Here is a 25,757-nt window from a genome sequence, read left to right on the forward strand (position 1 = left end):
CCCCCCGCCTCAGATGCCGCGATCCTTGATAACCCGTTCAACGGCCGCGTTCCAACCCTTCGGCCCGGGTGCGTCGATCCGCACGATCCGGCCCTCGGCCTCGCCCGCCAGGGGCGGCAGGGCGGGGCGGTGCGGGTTTGCGATGACAAAGCCCAGGTCGGCGCCCTCCAGCATCTCGATATCGTTGGGCGCATCGCCCAGCGCCACCGTGAACGGGGTGCCATAGCGCGCCGCGATCTCGGCCATGCGGCTGGCCTTGGTGCCGCCGAAGGACAGGGTCAGGAACCGCCCGCCCTCGCGCGCGCCGATCCCCTGCGCGGCCAGCGCGGCCAGGAACGCCTCTTTCTGGGCGGGCGAGCCGCGCCACAGGCCCGGTTCGGAAAACCGGCGCTGGGCGGCCAGCTCCGCCTCGGCGCGCGGCAGGCCGGTGCGCCGGGCGATCATCGCCAGGTCCCAGTCGCCGAACCCCTGGAACGCCGCCCGAAGCGAGGCCGGCAGCCGTTTCAGCACCGCGCGCAACTCGCAATAGCGGCCCGAATCCACGGGCGCGCCGGCGCCGGGGTTCAGCACGCCCGCCCCGTTCTCGACGATGGCCGGGCAATCGGCCAGGCCCAGTTCGGCGCGCAGCGGGGCGATCTCGGCCGCGGTCTTGGACGAGGCCAGCACCACGGGCACCCCCGCCGCGCGCAGATGCGCCAGCGCGGGCGCCGCGGCCTCGTGGGAGTAATCCTCGTGGTCCAGAAGGGTGCCGTCGAGATCGGTGAAGACAAGAAGGGGTGGTCTCGGCATCGGGGGGATCCGGGTCGTTCGCACTGTGAACACCCTAGACGCGAGAGGGCCCCGAAGGCCAGCCCATCCGCCCCTTGAAAGCCCGCGCGCGGGCTGGCTTACTGGATGCGAAGGGGGGCGATCATGGACCGTCCGATCTTTCGAACCGAGGGCGTGACCAAGGTCTACGACACCGGGGGCGCCAAGGTGCATGCGCTGGCGGGCGTCGACCTGGAACTTTTCGCCGGCGAACTGGCCGTGCTGCTGGGCCCCTCGGGCAGCGGGAAATCCACGCTTCTGAACATCCTGGGCGGGCTGGACCGGGTCAGTTCGGGCAAGGTCTGGTTCCGCGACCTCGACCTGACCGCGCTGCGCGACCGGGGGCTGACGCGATACCGGCGCGACCACGTGGGGTTCGTGTTCCAGTTCTACAACCTCGTGCCCAGCCTGAGCGCGCGCGAGAACGTGCAACTGGTAACCGACGTGGCGCGCGACCCGATGGACCCGGCCGAGGCGCTGGGGCTGGTGGGGCTGTCGCACCGGATCGACCATTTCCCGGCGGAAATGTCGGGCGGCGAACAGCAGCGCGTGGCCATCGCGCGGGCCATCGCCAAGAGGCCCGAGGTGTTGTTATGCGACGAACCCACCGGCGCGCTGGACAGCAAGACCGGCGTGCAGGTGCTGGAGGCGCTGAAGGACATCAACGACCGTTTCGGCACCACCACGGTCGTCATCACCCACAACGCCGCGATCCGCAAGATGGCGCACCGGGTCGTGCGATTCCATGACGGGCGGATCAGCGGGGTCGAGGTGAACGACACCCGCCTGGCCCCGCACGAGATCGCGTGGTGATCCGATGCAGGCGCTGGATATCAAGCTGTTGCGCGATTTCCGCCGGCTCTGGGCGCAGGCGCTGGCCATCGCGCTGGTGCTGGGCTGCGGGGTGGCGATCTTCCTGACGTCCTTCGGGATGTACAACGCGCTGGAGGACACCCGCGCGGCCTATTACGAACGCAACCGCTTTGCCGACGTGTTCTCGGAAACCCGCCGCGCGCCCGCGACCCTTGCCCCGGAAATCGCGGCCATCCCCGGCGTGGCCAATGTCGAAACGCGCACCGTGGGCAGCGTGGTCCTGGACATTCCGGGCCGCGTCCGCACCGGGGTGGGCCGCATCATCTCGCTGCCGAATGGCGGGCTGCCGCAGCTGAACATCCCGATCCTGCGCGCAGGCCGCCTGCCCGCGCCCGACGCCACGGACGAGGTCGCGGTGAACCAGCCCTTCGCCGAGGCGAACGGCTTCGTGCCGGGCGACACGCTGCGGGCCAACCTGAACGGGCAGAAACGCAGCCTGACGATTACCGGCACGGTCCTGTCGCCCGAGTTCATCTATACCATCGGGCCGGGCCAGATGATGCCCGACAACGAGGGCTTCGGCATCCTGTGGATGCCCGAACGCGCGGCGGCGGCCGCCTTCGACATGACCGGCGCGTTCAACTCGGTCGCCCTCAGCCTGACCCGCGCGGCGAACGCGGCCGAGGTGATCGACCGGCTGGACGACCTGCTTGCCCCCTATGGCGGGTTCGGCGCCTACGGGCGCGAGACGCAGCTGTCGAACAGCTTCATCGACGCCGAGATCGCGCAGTTGAAGAACCTCGCGCTGGTGCTGCCGCCGGTCTTTTTCGGCATCTCGGCCTTCCTGGTGAACATGGTGCTGGCGCGGATCATCACGCTGGAACGCGCCGAGATCGGCCTGTTGAAGGCCGTGGGCTATTCCAACCGCGAGGTCTGCGTGCATTACCTGATGCTTGCCGGCCTGGTGGCGCTGGTGGGCATCCTGATCGGCTTTGCCGCCGGAAGCTGGCTGTCGCACGCGCTGGCGGTGCTGTATGCCGATTTCTTCGATTTTCCCTACCTGATCTACCGCGTCTCCTACGACGTCTACGTGATCGCGGCGGTCATCGCGCTGGCCGCCGCCGGTCTGGGGGCGGCGCGCTCGGCGCTGGCCGCCGCGCGGCTGTCGCCCGCCGTCGCGATGCAGCCCCCCGCGCCGCCGCAATTCTCGCGCAGCCTGTTCGACCGGGCGCTGGCCGCGGCCCGCCTGTCGCAACCCGCGATGATGGTGTTCCGCTCGATCCTGCGCTGGCCGGTGCGCGCGGGGCTGACCACGCTGGGCCTTGCGCTGGCCGTCGCGGTGATGGTCGCGGCCACCTTCACCGACGACTCGCTGGACGTCATCATGGACCAGGCGTTCTTCCAGTCGAACCGGCAGGACACGATGTTGCTGTTTTCCGAGGACCGGCCGGTCTCGGCCATCGAAGAGGTCCGCCGCCTGCCCGGTGTCCTCGCCGTCGAGGGCCAGCTTTACCTGTCGGCCGAGCTGCGCCATGGCCACCTGTCCAAGCGGGTGGGCATCGAGGCGCGCCCGCCGGGCGCCGACCTGTCGCGCGCCATCGACACGCAGGGCCGCGTCGTCGCGCCCCCGCCCGGCACGATCCTGTTGTCCGCCCGGCTGGCCGCCGAACTGGGCGCGCGCCCCGGCGACAGCATCGAGGTGGAATTCCTGGGCAACCGGCGCGAGACGTTCCACCTGCCCGTTGCCGGGCTGGTGACGCAGTATTTCGGCCTGGGCGCCTACATGGATTTCGACACCGTCAACGCGCTGTTCCGGCAGGCCCCGCAGGTTTCGACCGCCAACATCCTGCTGGACGACGCGCAAGAAGACGCCCTGCACGCGCGGCTGAAGGACATGCCCGGCCTTGCCGGCACGATGATGCTGACCGAAAGCCGCCGGTCCTTCCAGGACACCATCGCCGAGAACGTGCTGATCATGAACGCGATCTACGCCACCATCGCGGTGCTGATCACGGTGGGCGTGGCCTATAACGGCGCGCGGGTGCAACTGTCGGAGCGTGCACGCGAACTGGCCAGCCTGCGCATCCTGGGCTTCACCCGCGCCGAGGTCTCGGGCATCCTGATGGGTGAAACGCTGGTGCTGGCGCTGGCCGCGCAACCCTTGGGCTGGCTTCTGGGCTGGGCCATCGCCTGGTCGATGACGGCGGGGTTCACCTCGGACCTGTATTCCATCCCGCTGGTGCTGAAACCCGCCACCTTCGCCCAGGCCAGCCTGGTGGTGCTGACGGCCACGGTTGCGGCGGTGCTGGTGGTGCGGCGGCGGCTGGACAACCTGGACCTGGTGGCCGTGATGAAGACACGGGAGTGAACGCATGACGCTGTCGGCACGCAACATCGTCCTGGCCGGGCTGGGCGCGGCGCTGGTCGCCGGGCTGGTCTACACCGCGTTCCGCACCGACCCGGTGCCCGTCGACCTGCACAGCGTCGCGCGCGGGCCGATGCAGGTCACCGTCAACGCCGACGGCAAGACCCGCATCCGCGACATCTACGAGGTCGCCGCGCCACTGACCGGCACCGCGCGCCGCTCGCCGGTCGAGGTGGGCGACCCGGTCACCCGGGGCGAAACCGTCGTCGCCATCGTAGAACCCACCGCGCCCAGCCTGCTGGACACCCGGTCGCGCATCCAGGCCGAGGCCGCCGTGCGCGAGGCCCAGGCCGCCCGCGCCCAGGCCGAAAGCGGGCTGAGGAAGGCCGAGGAAGACCTTGCCTATGCCCAAAGCCAGTTCGACCGCGCGCAGGCACTGGTCGATCGCGGCGTGGCCTCGTTCACCCGGCTGGAGGACGCCACCCAGCAACTGGCCATCGCGCGCGCCGCCCGCGACGCCGCCGCCTCGGGGCTGCAAATGACGCAAAGCGCGCTGGAGCGCGCCCGCGCCGCCCTGATCCCGCCCGAGGAGGACGCGGCAGGATCGTTCAACGGTGAATGCTGCGTGGCCATTCACGCGCCCATCGACGGCACCGTGCTGGAGGTCGACGTGATCTCGGAGCGGCCCGTGACCATCGGCACGCGGCTCTTGTCGATCGGGCGGCGCGACGACCTGGAAATCGTCGCCGACCTGCTATCGTCGGACGCGGTGCGGCTGACCCCAGGCGACCGCGCGATGGTGGAACGCTGGGGCGGCGACACGGTGATCGAGGCCCGCCTGCGCAAGATCGAGCCCGTGGCCCGCACCAAGGTTTCGGCCCTCGGGATCGAGGAACAGCGGGTGGATGCGCTGTTCGACATCCTCACCCCGCCCGCGGACCGCCCGGGCCTGGGCGAAGGTTTCGCCGTGTTCCTGCGCATCGTCGAATGGCAGGACGAGAACGCGCTGCAGGTGCCGCTTTCGGCGCTGTTCCGCCGCGACGGCGGCTGGGCGGTGTTCACCGTGGCCGACGGCACCGCCACCCTGACCCCGGTCCGGGTCGGCCGCCGCGGCGAGACCACCGCCCAGGTACTGGACGGTATCGCGCCGGGCCAGCGCGTCATCACCCACCCCTCGGACGAGGTCGGCGACGGCACCCCCGTGGTGGACCGCGCCACGCTGGAATGACCGGCCCGCGACGCCACGCCGCCCCGGGGGCGGGACGGGCTGTTACATTCCCGCGCTAGGCGCATGCACGGGGCGGCACGGCCCCAGGCGACACGAGGACCGACCATGACCGACTGGCCCCCCGGCGGGTCCGACCCGCTGCTGGATGCGCTGCAATCCGACCACCTGCCCGACACGGGCCATGCCGACATGGCCGGGCTTTTGCGCGACCGGCGGCTGGGGCGGGTGGCGCTGGTCTCCTCCTTCGGGGCGGAAAGCGCGGCGCTTCTGCATTTCGTCACGCGCATCCTGCCCGGCGTGCCGGTGCTGTTCCTCGATACCGGGCGGCATTTCCCCGAAACGCTGGCCTATCGCGACGCGCTGGCCGCGCGGCTGGGGCTGAACCTGGTGATCCTGCGGCCCGACCCCGCGCTGATCGGCGCCGAGGATGCCGATGGCCGGCTGCACGCGCGCGATCCGAACATGTGCTGCACCCTGCGCAAGACCTTTCCGCTGGCCGACGCGCTGGCGGGGTTCGACACCTGGATTTCCGGGCGCAAGCGGTACCAGGCGACAACCCGCGCCGCGCTGCCCGCGATCGAACGGGACGGCGCGCATCTCAAGGTGAACCCGCTGGCCTTCTGGTCCGAGGCCGATGTCGCCGCCTGTTTCGACCGCCACGCCCTGCCCCGGCACCCGCTGGTCGGCCGCGGCTATGCCTCGATCGGCTGTGCGCCCTGCACCCGCCCCGTCCGCCCCGACGAAGACCCCCGCGCGGGCCGCTGGGCCGACACGCCCGACAAGACCGAATGCGGCATCCACCTGGGCCCCGACGGCCGCTTTGCCCGTGCTCGCCCCCGGCCGGACAGCCCGCATTAGCGCGGGCACGCGCGACCGCCTGTCCTTCGTCTTTCCCGTGCAACGTCCCGTGCAATCGCCCGGCGGCGCAATTCAAATATGACTCTTTGACATAGGTCAGAGATTCTGCGTATACAGGCGCATACACATGCAGGAATTCGAATGTTTAAGGGAGAAATCGCATGACCGAGCCGGATCGAATCGCCCTCTCGCGGCGGGGTTTTCTCGGGATGGCCGCGGGCGGCATGGCCCTGGCGGGCGTGACCGCCGGCCCGGCGCGCGCCCAGCGGATTAAGACCCAGGCGAAAATCGTGATCCTGGGGGCCGGCGCCGCCGGCACCGCCATGGCGAACCGGCTGGTCGAACGGCTGGACGGGGCCAAGATCACCATCGTCGACGGGCGCAAACGGCATTTGTACCAGCCCGGCTTCACGCTGATCGCCTCGGGGCTGAAACCGGCGAACTACTCGGTTTCGTCCACCGCCGAATGGCTGCCCAACGGCGTCGAGTGGATCGAGGAGGCCGCCGCCGAGATCGACCCCGAGGCCAACCGGATCGTCACCACCGGTGGCAAGACGGTCGCCTATGATTTCCTGATCCTGGCCACCGGCCTGAAACTGGACTGGGACGCCATCGAAGGGTTCGACATGAACCTGGTGGGCACCAACGGCATCGGCGCGGTCTATGCCGGCCCGGAACAGGCGCATGCGACCTGGGGCGCGATGGACCGCTTTACCGACGAGGGCGGCAAGGCGGTGTTCTACCGCCCGGCGACGGAAATGAAATGCGCCGGCGCGCCGCTGAAATACACGTTCCTCACCGACGACTACGCCCGGCGCAAGGGCAGCCGCGGCCGGGTGGAAATCCACTATGCCGCCCATAACAAAAGCTTTTTCTCGGTGCCCATCGTCAACGAAAAGGTGCGCATGCTGTTCGACGACCGGGGCGTGAAACCCTGCTTCGACCATGTGCTCAAGGCGATCGACCCGGGGAAGAAGATCCTGACCTTCGCCACGCCCGAGGGCGAGCAGGAAATGGATTACGACTTCACCAACGTGATCCCGCCGATGGTGGCCCCCGACGTGCTGCGCAATTCGCCCCTGCCCTGGCAGGACGGCCCCTGGGTCAACGAGGGCTGGGCCGAGGTCGACAAGGAAACCCTGCGCCACGCGCGCTATTCCAACGTCTTCGCCGTGGGCGACTGCGCGGGCGTGCCCAAGGGCAAGACCGCGGCCTCGGTGAAATGGCAGGTGCCGGTGGCCGAGGATCACCTTGTCGCCGATATCGAGGGCAAGCTGAGCCCCGCGGCCTATAACGGCTATACCTCCTGCCCGATGATCACCCGGGTCGGCCGCGCCATGCTGGTCGAGTTCGACTACAAGAACAACCTGACCCCGTCCTTCCCCGGCGTGATCGCGCCGCTGGAAGAGCTGTGGATTTCCTGGCTGATGAAAGAGGTGGCGCTGAAGGCCACCTATAACGCGATGCTGCGCGGCAAGGCGTAAGGAGGATCAAGACATGAAGGAACTTACTCTCGAAACTTTGATCGCTGTTTTTCAAGAGATTTTCGGCGCTGCGCTGTTCTGGACCATGGTCGCGGTGGCCATAATCATTACTCTTGCATTCATCTTTGTTCTGATTCGCGACCGCAGCATCGAGGGGCGCTATCTCGCCCGTGCCGAGCTGTCGGCCCCGGTCGGGGCAATCGCCGCGATCCTTTTCGTGCAGTACATGACGAATTCTGGCTTCTCCGATATCGGGGGGCCGATCGACATCATAGTTCTGCTTGGAACCGGAGTCGCAGGGGCGGGCGGCCTGATCTTCCTGGCCTACGTGGTTCAGGCGTTCATGCGGCAGCCCGACAAGGACGGATATTGACCCAAGGAGCTTGGCTCAGATGAGCGCAACCGCAGAAAATCACTCCGGCGCAGGCGGCGATCACAGCCGCCTGGCCCATTACCCGATCACCTTCTTCGCCACCGTCATGGGGATGCTGGGGCTGACGCTTGCGCTGCATGCCGGCGAAAAGGCCTATGGCCTGACCTTCCACGCGTCGCATTACGTGCTGCTGGCCTCGGCCGCACTGCTGATCGCGGTATCGGTGGGCTATGGGCTGAAACTGCTGACCCATTTCAAGATGGCGGCCTGGGAATGGCACCACCCGGTGCGGCTGGCGTTCTTTCCGACGATCTCGATCTCGCTGATCCTGATGTCGATCGCCACGCTGGCCGAATACCCCGCCATCGCGGGCCCGCTGTGGATCGTGGGCACCGCGCTGCAGGGCGTGCTGTCGCTTCTGGTGATTTCCGACTGGATCGGGCATCGCGACTTCAAGCCGGGCCATATCAACGCGGCCTGGTTCATCCCGGCGGTGGGCAACATCCTGGTGCCGATCGCGGGGGCGCCGCTGGGCTATCCCGACATTTCCTGGCTGTTCTTCTCGGGCGGGCTGCTGTTCTGGGTGGTGCTGCTGACGCTGGTGATGAACCGGCTGATGTTCCACGACCCGCTGCCCGCGCGGCTGCAACCGACGCTGGTGATCCTGATCGCGCCGCCGGCGGTGGGCTTCATCTCGTGGATGCGGCTGAACGGCGAGCTGGACCATTTCGCGATGTTCATGATCAACGCGGCCTATGTCTTTGCGCTGATCGTGGCGACGCAGCTGCCGAAAATCCTGCGCCTGCCCTTCGCGCTGTCGTTCTGGGCGCTGTCCTTCCCGCTGGCCGCGCTGACCATCGCCACCTTCCTTTACGCGGGCGAAACCGGGTCGGCCTTTCACAAGGCGCTGGGCGGCGGGCTTCTGGGCCTTCTGGTGCTGATCATCGCCGTGCTGCTGGCCCGCACCACGGTCGCCATCGCCCGGCACGAGATCTGCCAGCCGGAATAACCGGCGCGGTCCGGCATCCCGCAAAGGGCGGCGCGCCCCGCGCCGCCCTTTTTCCATGCGCAGGCTACGGGTCGATCAGGATACTGCCCAGAACCTCGACCCCGTCGCCCGCGGGCCGGATCACCAGCACCTCGCCCGACCGCGTGCCCCGCCCGGTCAGCGCCGAGATGTTGACCTGGTGGGTGACCAGCATCAGCCGCCCCTCGCCCCCCTCGATCAGGGCGCGCGCGGCGCGGGTCTGGGCCGCGCGGGTCGAGAAATCGCGGAAGAAAGAATTCAACTCCGGTGCCTCGATCACCGGCCCCAGGTCCAGCAGTTCGGCGGTTTCGCGGGTGCGGCACCACTGGCTGGTCAGCACCCGGTCAAAGGCGATGCCGCGGGCGCGGAAGGCGTCGCCGATCGCGCGGGCCTGCGCCCGGCCGCGGTCATCCAGGTTGCGCTGGGTGGCACAATCGCCCAGTCGGAACGCCGCCGGGTCGCCGGTGCCCGGCGCCAGCGCGTGGCGCATGATGGCCAGCGCGCCGGGGGTTTCCAGCGCCGCCCAATCATTGGCCAGCGCAAGGCCGGGCCAAAGGCACAAAAGCAAGCCGATCCATCGCATGAACAACAGCTAGCCGCGCAGCCCGCCCCGTCCAGTCCCGGGCGGGCCTCAGCCCCGGCGCGGCACCAGCAGGCTGGCCGCGAACACCACCGTGGCCGCGACCACGATGCTGGGCCCGGCGGGCGTGTCGAACACCAGCGAGCCCCACAGCCCGCCCAGCGCCGCCAGCGCCCCGATCGCGGTCGCGCCCAGGGCCATCGCCTCGGGCGAGCGCGCCAACGGCCGCGCCGCCGCCGCCGGGATGATCAGCATCGCCACGATCAGCAGGGCGCCGACCACCTGCAACGCCACCGCCACCACCAGCGCCAGCGCCACGGTCAGCGCCAGCCGCTCGCGCCCCGGCTCCAGCCCCGAGGCCTTGGCCAAATCCTCGCTGACCGTCACGGTCAACAGCGCGCTCCAGCGCCATAACAGCAGGCCCAGCACCGCCAGCGCGCCGGCCCAGATCACCGCCAGTTCGCCGCGGCCCACCGCCAGGATATCGCCGAACAGATAGGCCGACAGGTCGACCCGCACCGCCGGCAGGAACGACACCGCCACCAGGCCAAAGGCCAGCGCCCCATGCGCCAGCACGCCCAGCGCCGTATCCATCGCCAGCCCGCGCCCGGTCAGCGTCGTCACCGTCAGCGCCATCGCCAGCGCCGCGGCCAGCGTGCCGCCGAACAGCGAAATCTGGAACCCCAGCGCCAGCGCCACCCCCAGGATCGCGGCATGGGCCGTCGCCTCGCCGAAATAGGCCATCCTGCGCCACACGACAAAGGCGCCCAGCGGCCCCGCCGCCACCGCCACCGCCAGCCCCGCCAGCGCCGCGCGCACCAGGAAATCATCCAGCATGGGCCGGATCCTTCTGCGTCGCCGTGCCGTGCGCAGGCGTGTGGTCATGGTCGTGATCGTGGTCGCAGGCGTCATGCGCGTGGTCATGCTTGTGCTGGTACAGCGCCATGGTGCCATGGGTGCCCAGACCGAACAGCGCCCGGTATTCCGGCGCCGCCGTGACCACATGCGGCTGGCCCTGGCAACAGACATGCCCGTTCAGGCAGATCACCCGGTCCGACGCGCTCATCACCACGTGCAGGTCGTGACTGACCATCAGGATCGCGACCCCGGTTTCGCGCCGCACATCCTCGATCAACTGGTAGAACGCCGCCGTCCCCGGCTGGTCCAGCCCCTGCGTCGCCTCGTCCAGGATCAGCAATTCCGGGTCGGCCAGCAACGCGCGCGCCAGCAGCACCCGCTGGAACTGCCCGCCCGACAGCGCCGTCATCTGCCGATCTTCCAGCCCCGGCACGCCGACCTTGTCCAGCATCGCCCGCATCTCGTCGCGGTCGCGCCGGTCGGGAAGCGACAGGAACCGCCGCACGCTCAGCGGCATCCGGTCGTCCACCGCCAGCCGCTGCGGCACATAGCCGATGCGCAGCCCGGCCCGCCGCGTGACCTGCCCCGCGCTTGGCCGCACCACGCCCAGCAGCGCGCGCACCAGCGTCGATTTCCCCGACCCGTTCGGCCCGACAACAGTGACGATCTCGCCCGGTTCGATCACCAGGTCGACATCGCGCAGCGCCGCCATCGCGCCATAGCTGACCCCCAGCCCCTGCGCCGCGATCAGCGTCATGCCCCCGCCTCCCGGCAGGCCGGGCACAGGCCCACCGCCTCGATGTTCATCCGCTCGATCTCGAATCCCAGCTCGTCCGCCGCCGCCCGCAACGCCCGCGCGACCGCCGCCCCCGGCGCCTCGGCCAGCGCATGGCAGGACGCGCAGATCAGGAAGGCGGGCACATGCGCCTCGCCCGGGTGCATGCAGGCGGCGAACGCGTTCAGCCGCCGGATGCGATGGGCCAGCCCGTGCTCGACCAGGAAATCCAGCGCCCGGTAGGCCACGGGGGGCTGGCGGCCGAACCCGTCCTCGGCCAGCCGCTCCAGCACGTCATAGGCGCCCAGCGCCTGGTGCGCCTCCAGCAGGATCTCCAGCGTGCGCCGGCGCACCGGCGTCAGCCGCAGCCCCTGCGCCTCGGCCACCGCCTCGGCACGCGCCAGCGCGCCCGCACGGCAGGCGGCGTGATCGTGATCGGCAAATCCCAGCGGGCCGTCGGGTTCCATGCGATCTCCCCTTGACTTGTTATCTTATAACATATCTCTTGTGTGCCGAACCGCAACCCTGAACCGACGGAGCCCGCCATGCGTTCGCTCACCGCCCTCGCCCTTGTCCTGGCCGCCGCCCCGGCGCTGGCCGCACCGCCCAAGGTAATGACCGACATCCCCGCCGTCCATGCGCTGGCCGCGGGCGTGATGGGCGATCTCGGCACGCCGGGCATCCTGCTCGACCAGGGGGCCGACGCGCATCACTTCCAGCTGCGCCCCTCGCAGGCCAAGGCCCTGTCCCAGGCGGACCTGCTGCTGTGGATCGGGCCGCGGATGACGCCCTGGCTGGAACGCGCCGTCGCGGGCGTCGGCCTGGCCGGCGAAAGCCTCATCCTGATCGAGGCGCCGGGCACCTTCCGGCGCGACTTCGGCGCGACGCCCGAAGAGGACGGGCACGCGCACGACCATGACCATGACCACGCACAGGCGGACGAACAGCACGCGGACGAAGAACAGGACCACGCCGCGGCCGACGATCACGGCCACGCCCATGCCAAAAGCGGGCTCGACCCCCATGCCTGGCTCGACCCGGAAAACGCCCGCGTCTGGACCCGCCTGATCGCCGCAAAACTGGCCGACCGCGACCCCGACAACGCGGCGGTCTATGCCACGAACGCCCAGGCGACCCTTGCCGCCATCGACGCGGCCGAGGCCCAGGTGCGCGCCACCCTCGCCCCGGTGGGCGATGCCCCGATCATGGTGTTCCACGACGCCTATGGCTATTTCGCCGATCATTTCGGCCTGCACGTCGCCGGCGCCATCGCGCTGGGCGACGCCGCCGACCCGGGCGCGGGCCGGCTCGACGCGCTGCGCGACGACCTGCGCCATGACGGCATCGCCTGCATCTTCCCCGAGGCCCAGCACGACCCCGCCTATATCGCCGCCATCGTCGAGGGCACGCCCAGCCGGGTCGGCGCCCCCCTCGATCCCTCGGGCAGCATGCTGGACTACGGCCCCGCGCTCTACCCCGCGCTGCTGACCGGGCTGGCGCATACGATCGCCGACTGCGTGACCGGGGCCGGGGGCTGAACACGCCCACCCCGCGCAACGCAAGGGGCCGGGGGCGTCAGCCCCCGGCCCCGGTCGCCTCGCGGCACGCGAGGCGAAACAGCTCGAACCCGCGCCAGGCTCAGAAATCCACCTCGACCGCCACACCCTTGGCCTGCGCCAGCTCCACCGCCTTCGCGGCCACCGCCAGGTCCTGAAGCCCCACGCCCGTCCCGTCGAACAGCGTGATCTCGTCCTCCGACCGGCGCCCCGGCGCCGTGCCCTCGATCACCGCGCCGATCTGGGTGATGTCGCCCTCGGCAATCAGACCCTGCGCCACCGCGTGCTGCGCCTCGCCGATGGTCACCGACTGCGCCACCTCGTCGGTGAACACCCGCGCGCGGGCCAGGATCGCGGGGTCCACCTCCTGCTTGCCCTTGGTGTCCGTCCCCATACAGGCCAGGTGCGTGCCGGGGCGGATATGGGCATCCATCACCTGCGCCTCGAAACTCGACGTGATGGTCACGATCACGTCCGCCTGCGCCCCCATCTCCTCGAGGCTCACCGCCTCGAAGGGCAGGCCCAGCTCCTCCGCCGTCTCGGCCAGCCGCGGCAACATCTCGGGGTGATAGTTCCAGCCCACCACCCGTTCGAAATCGCGCTGCGCCACCGCCGCGCGCATCTGGAACGCCGACTGGTGCCCGGCACCCACCATGCCCAGCACCTTCGCATCCTCCCGCGCCAGGTGCTTGATCGACACCGCCGACGCCGCCGCGGTGCGAAGCGCCGTCAACAGGTTGCCGCCCACCAGCGCATGCGCCCGCCCGGTATCGGCATCGAACAGCACCACGGTCGACTGGTGGTTGGTCAGCCCCTTCTCGGCATTCCCCGGCCAGTAGCCCCCCGATTTCAGCCCCAGCACCAGCCCCGCCCGGTCGAACCCCGACTTGAACCCGTACAGGGCATCCGCATGCCCGATCGCCTCGCGGATGACGGGGAAATTATAGGCATCCCCCCGCGCCATCGCGGCGAACACCGCCTCCACCGCGTCGAAACTGTCCTCGGCCGAGATCAGCCCGGCGATTTCCTTCTCGGGAACGATGATCATCCCTGCCCCTCCTTCGCGCTTCTGCGAAACTCATGGAAAGGGCGCCGGGACAGCGCCCCCGCGCCCTCGCTTCTTCTGGCTGCAAATATCCCCGCCGGAGGCGCGCGGCCCGCCAGGGCCGCGCCACCCCCAACCCCGGACAAGCGGACCGCAGGTCCGCGCGGGCCCGGGGGCGGGAGCGCCCCCTAATACGCCTTGCCGCGGGCCGAGACCGGCCAGACCACCTCGACCTTGCCGGCCCTGACGCCGACATACCAGTCGTGCACGTTGCAGGTCGGGTCGCAATGGCCCGGCACCAGCTTCAGCTTGTCGCCGACCTTCAAGACGCCCTTGGGATCGGAAATCACCCCGTGCTCGTCCGAGCATTTGACGTATTCCACGTCGTCACGGCCATAGATCACCGGCAGCCCGCTATCGACCGACTGCGCCTTCAGCCCCGCGTCGCAGATCGCCTTGTCCGCCTTGGCATGGCTCATCACGCTGGTCAGCAGGAACAGCGCGTTCTCCCACTCGCCCTGGTCGATCCGCTTGCCGTCCTTGTCCAGGATGCGCCCGTAATCCGCATCCATGAAGGCATAGGACCCGCACTGCAGCTCGTTATAGACGCCCGAATTGCCCTCGAAGTAATACGACCCGGTGCCGCCGCCGCCGACGATGTCGCAGTCCAGCCCCTCGGCCTTCAGCCCCTCGACGGCGTCGCGCACCATGGCGACCGCGATGTCGATCTTGGCCTTGCGGTCCTCGTACAGGTCCATGTGCTGCATCGCGCCCTGGTAGGCCTGGATGCCGGCGAATTTCAGGCCCGGGGCGGCGTCGATCGCCTTGGCGATCTTCACCACGTCCTCGGTCGTGGTCACGCCGCAGCGCCCGGCGCCGCAGTCGATTTCCACCAGGCACTCGATCTCGGTGCCGTGTTTCTGGGCGGCTGCCGACAGGTCGGCCACGTTCGCCACGTCATCGACGCAGCAGATCGTCCGCGCCCCCAGCTTGGGGATGCGCGCCAGCCGGTCGATCTTGGCCGGGTCGCGCACCTGGTTCGACACCAGCACGTCCTTGATCCCGCCGCGGGCAAAGACCTCGGCCTCGCTCACCTTCTGACAGCACACCCCGCAGGACCCGCCCAGGCGTTCCTGCAGCAACGCCACGTCCACCGACTTGTGCATCTTGCCATGCACCCGGTGGCGCATGCCGTGTTCCTTGCACCAGTCGCCCATCTTCTTGATGTTGCGCTCCAGCGCGTCGAGATCCAGCACCAGGCAGGGGGTCTGGATATCGGCCTCGTCCATGCCCGGAACGGCCGGGATGTCATAGCCCACTTCCAGCGCTTCGAAATCGGTCACGTCCTTCATCGCTGTTCTCCCTGTTCAGCTCTTGATCCAGGGCAGCTTGTCCAGATCGACATTGCCGCCCGTGATGATGACGCCCACGCGCTTGCCCGCGAAGACCTCCTTGTTCTTCAGGATGGTGGCCAGCGGCACCGCGCAGCTTGCCTCCATCACGATCTTCATCCGCTGCCAGGTCAGCTTCATCGCGTCGATGATCTCCTGCTCGCTGGCGGTCAGGATGTCGGTCACGTGGTTGGACACGAAATGCCAAGTGAGTTCCTTCAGCGGCACTTTCAACCCGTCGGCCACGGTGTCGGGCGCGTCGTCGGCGATGATGTGACCGGCCTTGAAGCTGCGATAGGCGTCGTCCGCCTGCTCGGGCTCGGCGGCATAGATCTTCACGCCCGGCGCGATGTTCGACAGCGTCAGGCAGGTGCCCGACACCATGCCGCCGCCGCCGATCGGCGCGATGACGGCGTCCAGCCCCGGCACCTGTTCATTCAGCTCGCGCGAACAGGTCCCCTGCCCCGCGATCACGCGCGGGTCGTTATAGGGGTGCACGAATTCCGCGCCGGTCGAGGCCTGCACCTCGGCGAAGACCGCCTCGCGGCTCGACGTGGACGGCTCGCACTCGGTGATGATCCCGCCATAGCCGCGCACGGCGTCCTTCTTGGCCTGCGGCGCGGTGCGCGGCATCACCACGTGGCAGGGGATGCCCCGCCGCCCGGCGGCATAGGACAGCGACAGCGCGTGGTTGCCCGACGAATGCGTCGCCACGCCCTTTTTCGCGGTCTCGTCGTCCAGGCCGAACACCGCGTTGCACGCGCCCCGCACCTTGAACGCGCCCGCCTTCTGGAAGTTCTCGCACTTGAAGTACAGCTCCGCCCCGGTCAGCTCGTTGAAATAGCTCGAGGTCAGCACCGGCGTGCGGTGGATATGGGGGGCGATGCGTTCATGCGCCGCCACCACGTCGTCATAGGTCGGGATATACATCTGCTTGTCGTCTTTCATCGCACCCTCACGCCGCCGCCTGCACCGGGGCGGCCTTGTTCGTCCGGTAATAGTCCTGTGCCGCGGCGACCCCGCTGCCCAGCGTGACCGGCACGCCCATGTCGGCCATCGCCATTTCCGCCGTCGCGATCCCCGACAGCGCCATCACGTCGGTCAACATGCCCAGGTGACCGATGCGGAACACCTTGCCCGCGACCTCGCCCAGCCCGGCGCCGAAGGCGACGTGATAGGCATCGGCGGCGTGACGGACCAGGGCGTTGCCATCCACCCCCTCGGGCAGAACGATCGCCGTCACCGTATCAGAGTAGAGCGCGGGCGAGACCGCGCAAGGCCGCAGCCCCCAGGCGGCCACGGCGGCGCGCACGCCCTCGGCGATCCGGTGGTGGCGGGCGAACACGTTGTCCAGCCCCTCGGCCAGCAGCATGTCGCAGGACGCGCCCAGCCCGTTGATCAGGCCGACCGCGGGGGTATAGGGCGTGCCCAGCTTCAGCATGTCGCGGAAATCGAAGAAACAGCGCGACAGTTTCGCGGTTTCCATCGCGGCCAGCGCCTTGGGGCTGACCCCAACGATGGCAAGGCCCACCGGCAGCATGAACCCCTTCTGCGAACCGGTCACCGCCAGGTCGACGCCCCATTCCGTCATGCGGAAGTCCATCGAGGCGATGGAACTGACGCCGTCGACCATCAACAGCGCCGGGTGGCCCGCGGCGTCCAGCGCCGCGCGCACCGCCGCCACGTCCGAAACGACACCCGTCGCGGTCTCGTTATGGGTGACCAGCACCGCCTTGATCTGGTGGCCCGTATCGGCGGCCAGGATCTCGGCAAAGCGGTCCACCGGGGCGCCTTCGCCCCAGGGGCATTCGACGACCTCGACATCCAGCCCGTGGCGCTGGCACAGGTCGATCCATTTCAGCGAGAACATGCCGTGGCGCGCGGCCAGCACCTTGTCGCCGGGGCTCAGCGTGTTGGTGACCGCGGCCTCCCAGCCGCCCGTGCCCGAGGCCGGGAACAGGATCACCTCGCCCGCGTCCATCTTCAGCACCTCGGCCACGCCGGTCTTGGCGCGCTCGAACAGCGGCGGGAACGCGGCCGAGCGGTGGTCCATCGTGGGGATGTCGCAGGCCCGGCGGATCGATTCCGGGATATTGGTCGGGCCGGGAATGAAGACGGGGTTCTGGCTGGACATGGGTTCATCCTTTTCGTGTCGCGCCACGGGGATACCGCGGCGGCAGGGTGCGGCGCAATTTTTTTGAAAAAATCCTGCGCTGGATGAAAAAACATGCAACCACCCTGAAATCGCGCCGTTTTTCGGCTTTCATTAAATGAAAAAACATTTCATTTTCCCGGAAATACCCTGCCGGAGCCGACTCGCATGACCCAGCCCCGCCCCCGTGGCCGCCCCCGCGCCTTTCACGACAAGACCGAACAGAACACGATACAGTCGCTCGACCGGGCGATGGCGCTGCTCAGGGCGCTGGCCAAGACCAACGGGCTGACGCTGACCGAACTGGCCGACCGGTCGGGGCAAAGTGCGGCCACCGTCTACCGCGTGCTGGTCACGCTGCAGGGCCACGAGATCGTCGAATTCGAAGAGGGCGCCCAGCGCTGGCACGTCGGCGCGGGGGCGTTCCGCATCGGCTCGGGGTTCCTGCGCCGCGCGAATGTCGCCGAACGCTCGCGCGGCGCGATGCAGGCGCTGATGCGCGCCACCGGCGAGACCGCCAACCTGGGCATCGAGAACCGCGACGAGGTGCTGTTCCTGACCCAGGTCGAAACACACGAGGCGATCCGCGCCTTCTTTCCCCCCGGCACCCGCAGCCCGATGCATGTCTCGGGCATCGGCAAGGCGCTGCTGGCCTATTACCCCGAGGCGCGCGTGGCGCGGATCGTCGCGGAAAGGGGGCTGCCGGGCTTCACCTCGCTGTCGATCACGTCCGAGGCCAGCCTTGCCCGCGACCTGGCCCGCACCCGCGAACGCGGCTTCGCCATCGACGACCAGGAACGCGCCGAGGGCATGCGCTGTGTCGCCGCGCCGGTGTTCAACGCCCATGGCGAACCGGTCGCGGGGCTGTCGGTGTCGGGGCCGGCCTTCCGCATGACCCTGTCCGAGGCGACGCGCATGGGGCAAGAGGTGCGCCGCGCCGCCGACAGCGTGACCGCGGCCATCGGGGGCAGCACGCCGGGCTAGCGCGCGCCCCAGCCCCCGCCGCCCGGCGTGCGCAGCTCGAACAGCGCGCCCGCGGGCAGCGCGATCTCGTCATTGCCCTTCAGCCGTTGCCGGCGGCCGTCGGGCCATTCCGCCCAGTTCTCGCCCACCGCGCCCGGCGCCCCGCCATCGACGCCGAAGGGCGGGATTTCCCGATGCGAACACAGCGTCGTCACCGTCACGTCGTCCAGGAACCGCAGCCGCCGGATCACCCCGTTGCCGCCATGCCAGCGCCCCGCGCCGCCGGACCCCGCCCGGATCGAGAATTCCTCCAGCCGCACGGGGAAGCGTTTTTCCAGCACTTCCGGGTCGGTCATCCGCGTATTGGTCATGTGGCTTTGCACCGCGTCGCAGCCGTGAAACCCCGGCCCCGCCCCGGTGCCGCCCGCGATCGTTTCATAGTTCTGGAAGCGGTCGTTGCCCCAGACGAAATTGTTCATCGTCGCCTGGCTGCCCGCGATCACCCCCAGCGCGCCGTACAACGCGTTGCACGCCGCCTGGCTGACCTCGGTATTGCCCGCGATCACGGCCGCCGGGTAGGCCGGGTTCAGCATGCAGCCTTCGGGCGCGATGATCTTCAGGGGCTTCAGGCAGCCCTCGTTCAGCGGGATATCGGCGCCCACCATGGTGCGGAAGACATACAGCACCACCGCCCGGCACACCGCGAAGGGCGCGTTGTAATTGCCCGCATGCTGGGCGCTCGTGCCGGTGAAGTCGATCACCGCCTCGCGCGCGTCGCGGTCCACCCGCACCGCCACCTCGATGACCGCACCATGGTCCATCGGGTAGGTGAAGCGGCCATCGGACAGCCGCCCGATCACCCGGCGCACGCTTTCCTCGGCGTTGTCCTGCACGTGGCCCGTATAGGCCACCACCACGTCGCGGCCGTATTGCTCGACCACCTTCAACAGCTCGCGCCGCCCGGTTTCGTTCGCGGCCACCTGTGCCTTGAGGTCGGCCATGTTGTGGGCGACGTTGCGGCAGGGATAGCGGCCCGAGCGCAGCACCGCCTCGGCCTCCTCCTCCAAAAGCCGCCCGCGGTCGACCAGGCGCACGTTGTCGATCAGCACGCCCTCTTCCTCGATATGGGTCGAGTCGGGCGGCGAAGACCCCGGCGTGCGCCCGCCGATATCGGCATGGTGCCCGCGCGAGCCCAGCCAGAACAGGATATCGTCGCCCACGAAGACCGGCGTCACCACCGTCACGTCGGGCAGGTGCGTGCCGCCATTGTAGGGCGAATTCAGCATGAACGCATCGCCCGGCCGGATCGCGCCCGCATTCTCGCGCATCACGGTCTTGATCGAGTCCGACATGGACCCGAGATGCACCGGCACATGGGGCGCGTTGGCCACGAGATCCCCGTTGGCATCGAAGATCGCGCAGGAAAAATCCAGCCGTTCCTTGATGTTGACCGACCACGAGGTGTTGGCCAGCGTCGCGCCCATCTGGTCGGCCACCGACATGAACAGGTTCGACATGACTTCCAGCAGGACCGGGTCCGCCTCGGTACCCAGCGCGCGGGGCCGGGCCTTGGCGGCGATGCGGGTGAGGATCAGGTTCCCGCGCGCGTCGACCTCGGCCGCCCAGCCCGGTTCGACCATGTTGGTGCCCGTGGGTTCGGTGATGATCGCGGGGCCGTCGATCCGCGCGCCCGCCCCCAAGGTCGCCCGGTCATACAGCGGCACCTCGACCGTTTCGCCCTCCAGGTAGACCGGCACGCGGGCCTTCACCTGCGCGCGGGCCTCGGGCGCCATCGCGGCGGGCGCCTCGCCGGTCTCGCCGATCGCCTCGACATCCAGCATGTCGAAGAACAGCGCCCGTTCCGGCGAGGTGAAGCCGAACCGCGCAAGGTGCGTCTCCTCGAACGCCGCCTGCATCTGCTCGGGCGTGCCGAACGGCACCTCAAGCGTCTGGTGCGAGCCCTCATAACGCAGATGCGCCCGCGCCACGCAGCGGATCGCCCCCGCGGGCACGCCCTGCCCCGCCACCTCGGCCACCGCCTTTTGGCGCAACCCGTCCAGCGCCGCCTCGGCCTGCGCGATATCTGCCAACGGCGCGTCCAGCTGGCATTCCTCCATCGCCCGGATCTCGGCCAGCCCCATGCCATAGGCCGACAACACGCCCGCGAACGGGTGCAAGAACACCCGCGTCATCCCCAGCGCGTCCGCCACCAGGCAGGCATGCTGCCCGCCCGCGCCGCCGAAACACTGCAGGGTATAGCCGGTCACGTCATGGCCCCGCTGCACGCTGATCTTCTTGATCGCGTTGGCCATGTTGTCGACGGCGATCTTGAGAAAGCCCTCGGCCACCTCTTCGGGGCTGCGCGGCGCCTCGCCGGTCTCGGCGGCGATCTCCGCGGCCAGCGCGGCGAACCCCGCGCGCACCGCTTCAACGTCCAGCGGCTGATCCCCGTTCGGCCCGAACACCGCCGGGAAATGGTCGGGGTTCAGCTTGCCCAGCATCACGTTGCAGTCCGTCACGGTCAGCGGCCCGCCGCGGCGATAGCACGCGGGCCCCGGATCGGCCCCCGCGCTTTCCGGCCCCACCTGGAACCGGCCCGACGCGAACTTGCAGATCGACCCGCCGCCCGCCGCCACCGTGTGGATATCCATCATCGGCGCGCGCATCCGCACGCCCGCCACCTCGGTCTCGAAGCTGCGCTCATAGGCGCCCGCGTAATGGCTGACATCGGTGGACGTGCCGCCCATGTCGAAGCCGATCAGCCGGTCGAACCCCGCCGCCTCGGCGGTCTTGACCATGCCAACGATGCCCCCCGCCGGCCCCGACAGGATCGCGTCCTTGCCCTGGAACAGGGCGGCATCGGTCAGCCCGCCATTCGACTGCATGAACAGCAACCGCTCGCAGCCCCCCGCGCCCACGTCCAGCGCGCCCGCAACCTGGTCGACATAGCGGCGCAGGATCGGCGACAGATAGGCATCGACCACCGTGGTATCGCCCCGCCCCACCAGCTTGATCAGGCGCGAGGCGCGGTGACTGACCGACACCTGGGTAAACCCCACCTCCGCCGCGATCTCGGCCAGCCGCTCCTCGTGCGTGCCGTTCAGATAGGCATGCATCAGCGCGATGGCGACCGCGCGAAGCCCGCGGTCATACGCCGCCTGCAACGCCGCGCGCGCCGCCTCCTCGTCCAGCGGCACCAGCACGGCACCCTCGGCGTCCAGCCGCTCGGCCACCTCGGCCACGTCCTCGTACAGCAGTTCGGGCCGCTTGATTTCCAGGTCGAACAGCCGCGGCCGGGTCTGGTAGCCGATCCTGAGCAGATCCTTGAACCCTTGCGTGATCAGCAGCAGAACCCGCTCGCCCTTGCGCTCCAGCAGGGCGTTGGTGGCGACCGTGGTGCCCATCTTGACCGCCCGGATCGCACCCGCGGGCAGCGGATCGCCCGCGCCCAGCCCCAGCACCTCGCGGATGCCCTGCACGGCGGCGTCGCGATAACGTTCGGGGTTCTCAGACAAAAGCTTGTGGGTCGACAGCGTGCCGTCAGGCGCCCGCGCGACGATATCGGTAAAGGTGCCGCCGCGGTCGATCCAGAATTCCCAAGCCCCCTCGGCCATCCGCCCCCTCCGTCTTGCAGGTCGGCGCACCATGTCCATTGCGCGCGGCCAAGGTCAAGACCGCGCCCCCATGGCTTGCGGACATTTTCCCGCGACCGCCACCCTTGAACCCAATCTTTCAGAACATTATTCCCATCACAGACCGAATGACAGGGAGCCAATCATGGCACGCAGCGACGACAAACCGGCACTCGACGCGCTCGACCGGCGCATCCTGGGCGAATTGCAGGCCGATGCGGGCCAATCGCTGGACGAGATCGCGAAAAAGGTCGGCTCGTCCAAGACACCCGTCTGGAACCGCATCCGCAAGATGCGCGAGGCGGGCGTGATCCGCCAGCAGACGGTGATCGTGGACCCCGCCGCGCTGAACCGGGGGACGTGTTTCTTCGTGCTGATCCGCACGTCCGAGCACGAGGCCGAGTGGCAGCGCCGGTTCCTCGATGCGCTGCGCCGCCGCCCCGAAGTGCTGGAGGCGCACCGCCTCGCGGGCGAGATCGACTATATCCTCAAGGTCCGCGTGGCCGATGCCGCGGCCTATGACACGTTCTACCAGGCGCTGATTTCGGACGTGCGCATCTTCAACGTCACGGCCCTGTTGTCGATGGAGGAGATCAAGGCCACCACCGTCCTGCCCGTGGACTAGGACAGCGGCACCGGGAAATCGCCCGTCCCCGGCCCCGCGCGAAACCGCGCCCGGCCATGGACGCGGGTGCAAGCGCGGCGCCCCGGCGGGGGCGCCGCGCCCGATCCCCTGCCGCCGGCGGCCTAGAGGTTCTGCGCCGACATCTCGCGCGCGATGTGATCGGCCTGCCGGATCGCCAGCGCCACGATGGTCAGCGTCGGGTTTTCCGCCGCTCCCGTGGTGAATTGCGACCCGTCCGAGACGAACAGGTTCGGCACGTCATGCGCCCGCCCCCACCGGTTCACCACCCCGTCGCGCGGGTTCTCGCTCATCCGGTTGGTGCCCAGGTTATGCGTGCTGGGATAGGGCGGCGTCGGGAAGGTGCGGGTCGCGCCCACCGCCTCGTAGACCGCCGTGCCCTGTTTATAGGCGTGGTTGCGCATGGCGATGTCGTTGGGGTGGTCGCTGAAATGGACGTTTGCGACCGGCAGCCCGTGCTGGTCCTTGACGTCGTGGTTCAGCGTCACCCGGTTGGTTTCCTGCGGCATGTCCTCTCCGACGATCCACATGCCCGCCATGTTCTCATAGGCATCGAGCGCACTGGTGAACTCGCGCCCCCAGGCGCCCGGGTCGAGGAAGGCCGCCATGAACGGGATGCCGAGGGCCAGCGTCTCCAGCTCGTAACCGCCGACGAACCCGCGGCTTGGATCGTGCCGCGCCTCGTCGCTGATGATCCCGGCCATGGTCGTGCCGCGCCACATCCTGACCGGTTTGTCGAAGGTGGCATAGACCGACCCCGTCATGTGCCGCATGTAGTTGCGCCCGACCTGCCCCGAGGAATTCGCCAGCCCGTCGGGGAACATCGCCGAGGCCGAGTTCAGAAGCAGACGCGGGCTTTCGAACGAGTTGCCCGCCACGCAGACCACCCGCGCCGCCTGCATCTGCAGGTTCCCGTCCGCGTCGAAATACTCGACGCCCGTCACCTTGCCGCTGTCGTCGTGCAGGATGCGCGCGGCATGACAGCGTTCGCGAACCTCCAGGTTCCCGGTCGCCTCGCCCCGCGGGATGTCGGTATAGGCCGAGGACCACTTCGCCCCCCATTTGCAGCCCTGGAAACAGAACCCCGTCTGGTGACAAAAGGTGCGCCCGTCATACTCGGCCGAGTTGATCGCCATCCGCCCGGTATGCACCTCGGTGTAGCCCAGCGCGCGGGCCCCGGCCTCGAACACCTTGTAATTGTTGTTGCCCGGCAGCCCCTCGCGCCCGCCGGTGCGGGTCACGCCCAGCTTGGCCTCGGCCTTCTCGTACCAGGGGTCCATCTCGGCGGCGTCGATCGGCCAGTCCAAGAGGTTCGCGCCCTGCACCGGGCCATAGGTCGTCGCGGCCTTCCATTCATGCTCCTGGAACCGCAGGGACGCGCCCGCCCAGTGCGTGGTGGTGCCCCCCACCGCCTTGACGATCCAGGCGGGCAGACCGGAAAAATCGCGGGCCACGCGCCAGTCGCCGCTGGTCGTGCGCGGGTCGGTCCAGGCCAGCTGGCCGAAGCTCTCCCACTCGTCGTTGACGTAATCCTCGGGCAGATACCGCCCGCCCGCCTCCAGGCTGACGACGCTCACGCCCTTTTGCGCCAGTTCGTTGGCCAGAACGCCCCCGCCCGCGCCGGTGCCGATGATGACGACCACGCTGTCGTCGGTCAGTTCAAATGGTGCAGCCATAGTTCCTCTCCTCCCTATGGCCTTACAGCCAGCTGATATCGTCGAAGCCGCGTTCCAGATAGCCGCCCTGGCTATAGCTCTCGCCCTCGTAGCCGAAGATCGGCCAGACCGCTTTCTGGTTGTAAAGGCCGGTCACCAGCCCGCCGCGGATCATCTGGAAGAAACCGCTTTCCTCCATCCCGCGCAGAATATCCACGCGGTCCCGCTCCCACCCGGTGCCGAGGTAGCTGGCAAACCCCTTGCCCTGCGCCGCGGCGTCCAGCGCGGCGATGCCGGCCTCGATCGCGGGGGCCATCTCGGGCGTGTCATAGCCCTTGACCGCGATCACGTAATTCTCGTCCGGGATTCGGTCGTGCGGATAGATATCGCGCGCCATCTGCACCAGCGTGGCGAACGCCTCGGGCTTGATATGCGTGGTTTCATAGGCCCAGGCCGCGTCGGGCGCGGCGACAAAGCCCGCCCCCACGACAAAGGACGCCCCCGCCGCGGTGGCCCGCGACAAAAGCTGGCGCCGGGTCATCCCCCGGACGTCTGCGGTGGGTGTCATTGATCTCTCCTCCCTTCAATGACGGGGCGGCCTCCCAACCGCCCGGAAATGCGTTACTTGAACCGTCCTCCGCGCTCCAACACCTCGATCTGGTAGCCGTCCGGGTCCGCGACGAAGAAGAACCGCGCCACGACCTCGCCCGCGGGGGCGAATTCCACCAGCTTGCGCGGCGCCAGCCCCTCGGCCTCGAAGCGGGCGTGTTCCGCGTCCAGGTCCTCGACCGACACGGCCAGGTGCCCATAGCCGTCGCCCAGGTCGTAAGGCTCCGTCCGGCCCTTGTTCACGGTCAGCTCGACCTCGAACTCGCTTTCGGGATTGCTCATGTAGACCAGCGTGAACTCGGGAAAGTCCAGCCGGTCCGCGACCGTCAACCCGAACGCCTTTTCGTAGAACGCCACCGAGCGCGCCTCGTCGAGCACGCGGATCATGCTGTGGATTGCCTTGGCCAAGCGGTCCTCCGTTCGTTCTGCCTGTGTCGAACGAAATCATAGACCGGCCCGGGCACGCCGCGGGTAGTAGCGTCTTACTACCGCGCCGAAACCGCCTATTCCGCGGCCACCGCCACCCCGCCCCGGCGCCCGGTCTCGATGAACACCAGGCACGCACAGCGCAGAAGCGAGGTGAAATTCCCCGGCTCGCCATGCAGTTCCAGCACTTCCGCATGCAGCTTCGAGATAAAGGCCGGCGTCGTCACGCCCTCGCTTTCGGCGATCTCGTCGAGGATCGCCCAAAAGCTGTTTTCCAGCCGGATACTTGTGGAATGGCCGTTCAGCCGCAGCCGCCGCGTGGTGGAGTCGTACCGCTGCGGGTCCTGGCCGGCGAAAATCTGGCACATGGTCCTTGTCCTCCCTGCCGGGCGGTTGCGCCGCCCCGTTCTTGTCGCAGGTCCCCAACTTAACCCCAGACGCGCGCCCGGACCAAGCGCCTTGGCCCCGCGAAAATCCGCCAAGGGGGGTTCTGCGCGGGCCCGCCTCGCCCTAGGCT

Annotated in this window: 24 protein-coding genes; 10 read left to right on the plus strand and 14 right to left on the minus strand. The window is 68.9% G+C overall.

Going from position 1 to position 25,757, the window contains the following annotated elements; all coding sequences use genetic code 11:
* Window positions 1–9 precede the first annotated feature (9 nt).
* On the minus strand, window positions 10–789 hold the full coding sequence (locus EV662_RS01780; protein WP_132460404.1) for an HAD-IIB family hydrolase: 780 nt from the start codon (window positions 787–789) through the stop codon (window positions 10–12).
* Between the two features lie 123 nt (window positions 790–912).
* Between EV662_RS01780 and EV662_RS01785 the strand changes: the two genes are divergently transcribed.
* The 7 genes from EV662_RS01785 (at window position 913) to EV662_RS01815 (ending at window position 8,937) form a co-directional block, all read left to right on the plus strand.
* Window positions 913–1,620, plus strand: a complete 708-nt coding sequence (locus EV662_RS01785) for an ABC transporter ATP-binding protein (protein WP_132460405.1) — start codon at window positions 913–915, stop codon at window positions 1,618–1,620.
* A 4-nt stretch (window positions 1,621–1,624) separates the two neighbouring features.
* On the plus strand, window positions 1,625–3,988 hold the full coding sequence (locus EV662_RS01790; protein ID WP_132460406.1) for an ABC transporter permease: 2,364 nt from the start codon (window positions 1,625–1,627) through the stop codon (window positions 3,986–3,988).
* Window positions 3,989–3,992: 4 nt separating this feature from the next.
* Window positions 3,993–5,213, plus strand: a complete 1,221-nt coding sequence (locus EV662_RS01795; protein ID WP_132460407.1) for an efflux RND transporter periplasmic adaptor subunit — start codon at window positions 3,993–3,995, stop codon at window positions 5,211–5,213.
* Window positions 5,214–5,318: 105 nt separating this feature from the next.
* Entirely contained in the window at window positions 5,319–6,071 is a 753-nt protein-coding gene (locus tag EV662_RS01800) for a phosphoadenylyl-sulfate reductase (RefSeq protein WP_132460408.1), read from the plus strand.
* Between the two features lie 161 nt (window positions 6,072–6,232).
* Window positions 6,233–7,555, plus strand: coding sequence for an NAD(P)/FAD-dependent oxidoreductase (locus EV662_RS01805; RefSeq protein ID WP_132460409.1), 1,323 nt, complete (start codon window positions 6,233–6,235; stop codon window positions 7,553–7,555).
* A 13-nt stretch (window positions 7,556–7,568) separates the two neighbouring features.
* A complete protein-coding gene (locus tag EV662_RS01810; RefSeq protein WP_132460410.1) occupies window positions 7,569–7,928 on the plus strand; it encodes a DUF5368 domain-containing protein in 360 nt (119 codons plus the stop codon).
* Window positions 7,929–7,947: 19 nt separating this feature from the next.
* Entirely contained in the window at window positions 7,948–8,937 is a 990-nt protein-coding gene (locus EV662_RS01815) for an SLAC1 anion channel family protein (RefSeq protein WP_132460411.1), read from the plus strand.
* Between the two features lie 64 nt (window positions 8,938–9,001).
* Here the strand turns inward: EV662_RS01815 and EV662_RS01820 are convergent, their stop codons facing one another.
* From EV662_RS01820 to EV662_RS01835, 4 genes are read right to left on the minus strand one after another with little or no spacing between them, the layout of a single operon-like run.
* Complete coding sequence (locus EV662_RS01820; protein WP_132460412.1) at window positions 9,002–9,538, minus strand: histidine phosphatase family protein; 537 nt, start codon at window positions 9,536–9,538, stop codon at window positions 9,002–9,004.
* A gap of 48 nt (window positions 9,539–9,586) precedes the next feature.
* Entirely contained in the window at window positions 9,587–10,372 is a 786-nt protein-coding gene (locus EV662_RS01825) for a metal ABC transporter permease (RefSeq protein WP_132460413.1), read from the minus strand.
* A complete protein-coding gene (locus EV662_RS01830; RefSeq protein ID WP_132460414.1) occupies window positions 10,362–11,150 on the minus strand; it encodes a metal ABC transporter ATP-binding protein in 789 nt (262 codons plus the stop codon). Before EV662_RS01830 ends, EV662_RS01825 begins: the two co-directional genes overlap by 11 nt.
* A complete protein-coding gene (locus tag EV662_RS01835) occupies window positions 11,147–11,635 on the minus strand; it encodes a Fur family transcriptional regulator (RefSeq protein WP_132460415.1) in 489 nt (162 codons plus the stop codon). Before EV662_RS01835 ends, EV662_RS01830 begins: the two co-directional genes overlap by 4 nt.
* 78 nt (window positions 11,636–11,713) lie before the next feature.
* Between EV662_RS01835 and EV662_RS01840 the strand changes: the two genes are divergently transcribed.
* On the plus strand, window positions 11,714–12,706 hold the full coding sequence (locus tag EV662_RS01840; RefSeq protein WP_132460416.1) for a zinc ABC transporter substrate-binding protein: 993 nt from the start codon (window positions 11,714–11,716) through the stop codon (window positions 12,704–12,706).
* A gap of 100 nt (window positions 12,707–12,806) precedes the next feature.
* Here EV662_RS01840 and bhcD read toward each other — a convergent pair whose 3' ends face one another.
* The 4 genes from bhcD to bhcA form a co-directional block, all read right to left on the minus strand.
* Window positions 12,807–13,772 (minus strand): iminosuccinate reductase BhcD, encoded by a 966-nt coding sequence (gene bhcD / locus EV662_RS01845; protein WP_132460417.1) that lies wholly within the window; start codon window positions 13,770–13,772, stop codon window positions 12,807–12,809.
* A gap of 185 nt (window positions 13,773–13,957) precedes the next feature.
* Complete coding sequence (gene bhcC / locus EV662_RS01850; protein WP_132460418.1) at window positions 13,958–15,121, minus strand: 3-hydroxy-D-aspartate aldolase BhcC; 1,164 nt, start codon at window positions 15,119–15,121, stop codon at window positions 13,958–13,960.
* 15 nt (window positions 15,122–15,136) lie between these two features.
* Window positions 15,137–16,108 carry a beta-hydroxyaspartate dehydratase BhcB gene (gene bhcB, locus EV662_RS01855; RefSeq protein WP_132460419.1) on the minus strand — a complete coding sequence of 324 codons (972 nt, stop codon included), beginning with the start codon at window positions 16,106–16,108 and terminating at the stop codon, window positions 15,137–15,139.
* A 7-nt stretch (window positions 16,109–16,115) separates the two neighbouring features.
* Window positions 16,116–17,294, minus strand: a complete 1,179-nt coding sequence (gene bhcA / locus EV662_RS01860) for an L-aspartate--glyoxylate aminotransferase BhcA (protein ID WP_132460420.1) — start codon at window positions 17,292–17,294, stop codon at window positions 16,116–16,118.
* A gap of 186 nt (window positions 17,295–17,480) precedes the next feature.
* Between bhcA and bhcR the strand changes: the two genes are divergently transcribed.
* A complete protein-coding gene (gene bhcR, locus EV662_RS01865; RefSeq protein WP_132460421.1) occupies window positions 17,481–18,296 on the plus strand; it encodes an HTH-type transcriptional regulator BhcR in 816 nt (271 codons plus the stop codon).
* Here the strand turns inward: bhcR and EV662_RS01870 are convergent.
* Window positions 18,293–21,889: a hydantoinase B/oxoprolinase family protein gene (locus EV662_RS01870; RefSeq protein ID WP_132460422.1), complete on the minus strand. Its 3,597-nt coding sequence runs from the start codon at window positions 21,887–21,889 to the stop codon at window positions 18,293–18,295. The two genes, bhcR and EV662_RS01870, sit on opposite strands and share 4 nt — an antisense overlap.
* A gap of 163 nt (window positions 21,890–22,052) precedes the next feature.
* On the opposite strand from EV662_RS01870, the gene EV662_RS01875 reads away from it, so the two are divergent.
* Window positions 22,053–22,532 carry an Lrp/AsnC family transcriptional regulator gene (locus EV662_RS01875; RefSeq protein ID WP_132460423.1) on the plus strand — a complete coding sequence of 160 codons (480 nt, stop codon included), beginning with the start codon at window positions 22,053–22,055 and terminating at the stop codon, window positions 22,530–22,532.
* A gap of 122 nt (window positions 22,533–22,654) precedes the next feature.
* Here the strand turns inward: EV662_RS01875 and EV662_RS01880 are convergent, their stop codons facing one another.
* The 4 genes from EV662_RS01880 to EV662_RS01895 all read right to left on the minus strand — a co-directional run bounded on the left by EV662_RS01880 (window position 22,655) and on the right by EV662_RS01895 (window position 25,608).
* Window positions 22,655–24,226 carry a GMC family oxidoreductase gene (locus tag EV662_RS01880; protein WP_132460424.1) on the minus strand — a complete coding sequence of 524 codons (1,572 nt, stop codon included), beginning with the start codon at window positions 24,224–24,226 and terminating at the stop codon, window positions 22,655–22,657.
* Between the two features lie 22 nt (window positions 24,227–24,248).
* Window positions 24,249–24,773 (minus strand): Twin-arginine translocation pathway signal, encoded by a 525-nt coding sequence (locus EV662_RS01885; RefSeq protein WP_132460425.1) that lies wholly within the window; start codon window positions 24,771–24,773, stop codon window positions 24,249–24,251.
* Window positions 24,774–24,826: 53 nt separating this feature from the next.
* Window positions 24,827–25,222 (minus strand): VOC family protein, encoded by a 396-nt coding sequence (locus EV662_RS01890; protein ID WP_132460426.1) that lies wholly within the window; start codon window positions 25,220–25,222, stop codon window positions 24,827–24,829.
* Window positions 25,223–25,317: 95 nt separating this feature from the next.
* Window positions 25,318–25,608: a ribbon-helix-helix domain-containing protein gene (locus EV662_RS01895; protein WP_132460427.1), complete on the minus strand. Its 291-nt coding sequence runs from the start codon at window positions 25,606–25,608 to the stop codon at window positions 25,318–25,320.
* Between the last annotated feature and the right edge of the window lie 149 nt (window positions 25,609–25,757).

The sequence above is a fragment of the Rhodovulum marinum genome, assembly GCF_004343075.1.
Classification (GTDB): domain Bacteria; phylum Pseudomonadota; class Alphaproteobacteria; order Rhodobacterales; family Rhodobacteraceae; genus Rhodovulum; species Rhodovulum marinum.

Excerpts from the sequence above, each read along its gene's own strand:
- EV662_RS01785 (WP_132460405.1), top strand. The coding sequence starts at position 913 with ATGGACCGTCCGATCTTTCGAACCGAGGGCGTGACCAAGGTCTACGAC.
- bhcB (WP_132460419.1), bottom strand. The coding sequence starts at position 16,108 with ATGAAAGACGACAAGCAGATGTATATCCCGACCTATGACGACGTGGTG.
- EV662_RS01805 (WP_132460409.1), top strand. The coding sequence starts at position 6,233 with ATGACCGAGCCGGATCGAATCGCCCTCTCGCGGCGGGGTTTTCTCGGG.
- EV662_RS01815 (WP_132460411.1), top strand. The coding sequence starts at position 7,948 with ATGAGCGCAACCGCAGAAAATCACTCCGGCGCAGGCGGCGATCACAGC.
- EV662_RS01835 (WP_132460415.1), bottom strand. The coding sequence starts at position 11,635 with ATGGAACCCGACGGCCCGCTGGGATTTGCCGATCACGATCACGCCGCC.
- EV662_RS01880 (WP_132460424.1), bottom strand. The coding sequence starts at position 24,226 with ATGGCTGCACCATTTGAACTGACCGACGACAGCGTGGTCGTCATCATC.
- EV662_RS01825 (WP_132460413.1), bottom strand. The coding sequence starts at position 10,372 with ATGCTGGATGATTTCCTGGTGCGCGCGGCGCTGGCGGGGCTGGCGGTG.
- EV662_RS01790 (WP_132460406.1), top strand. The coding sequence starts at position 1,625 with ATGCAGGCGCTGGATATCAAGCTGTTGCGCGATTTCCGCCGGCTCTGG.
- EV662_RS01810 (WP_132460410.1), top strand. The coding sequence starts at position 7,569 with ATGAAGGAACTTACTCTCGAAACTTTGATCGCTGTTTTTCAAGAGATT.
- EV662_RS01885 (WP_132460425.1), bottom strand. The coding sequence starts at position 24,773 with ATGACACCCACCGCAGACGTCCGGGGGATGACCCGGCGCCAGCTTTTG.
- EV662_RS01840 (WP_132460416.1), top strand. The coding sequence starts at position 11,714 with ATGCGTTCGCTCACCGCCCTCGCCCTTGTCCTGGCCGCCGCCCCGGCG.
- EV662_RS01870 (WP_132460422.1), bottom strand. The coding sequence starts at position 21,889 with ATGGCCGAGGGGGCTTGGGAATTCTGGATCGACCGCGGCGGCACCTTT.
- bhcD (WP_132460417.1), bottom strand. The coding sequence starts at position 13,772 with ATGATCATCGTTCCCGAGAAGGAAATCGCCGGGCTGATCTCGGCCGAG.
- EV662_RS01830 (WP_132460414.1), bottom strand. The coding sequence starts at position 11,150 with ATGACGCTGATCGCGGCGCAGGGGCTGGGGGTCAGCTATGGCGCGATG.
- EV662_RS01800 (WP_132460408.1), top strand. The coding sequence starts at position 5,319 with ATGACCGACTGGCCCCCCGGCGGGTCCGACCCGCTGCTGGATGCGCTG.
- EV662_RS01780 (WP_132460404.1), bottom strand. The coding sequence starts at position 789 with ATGCCGAGACCACCCCTTCTTGTCTTCACCGATCTCGACGGCACCCTT.
- bhcA (WP_132460420.1), bottom strand. The coding sequence starts at position 17,294 with ATGTCCAGCCAGAACCCCGTCTTCATTCCCGGCCCGACCAATATCCCG.
- EV662_RS01820 (WP_132460412.1), bottom strand. The coding sequence starts at position 9,538 with ATGCGATGGATCGGCTTGCTTTTGTGCCTTTGGCCCGGCCTTGCGCTG.
- EV662_RS01875 (WP_132460423.1), top strand. The coding sequence starts at position 22,053 with ATGGCACGCAGCGACGACAAACCGGCACTCGACGCGCTCGACCGGCGC.
- EV662_RS01895 (WP_132460427.1), bottom strand. The coding sequence starts at position 25,608 with ATGTGCCAGATTTTCGCCGGCCAGGACCCGCAGCGGTACGACTCCACC.
- bhcC (WP_132460418.1), bottom strand. The coding sequence starts at position 15,121 with ATGAAGGACGTGACCGATTTCGAAGCGCTGGAAGTGGGCTATGACATC.
- EV662_RS01795 (WP_132460407.1), top strand. The coding sequence starts at position 3,993 with ATGACGCTGTCGGCACGCAACATCGTCCTGGCCGGGCTGGGCGCGGCG.
- bhcR (WP_132460421.1), top strand. The coding sequence starts at position 17,481 with ATGACCCAGCCCCGCCCCCGTGGCCGCCCCCGCGCCTTTCACGACAAG.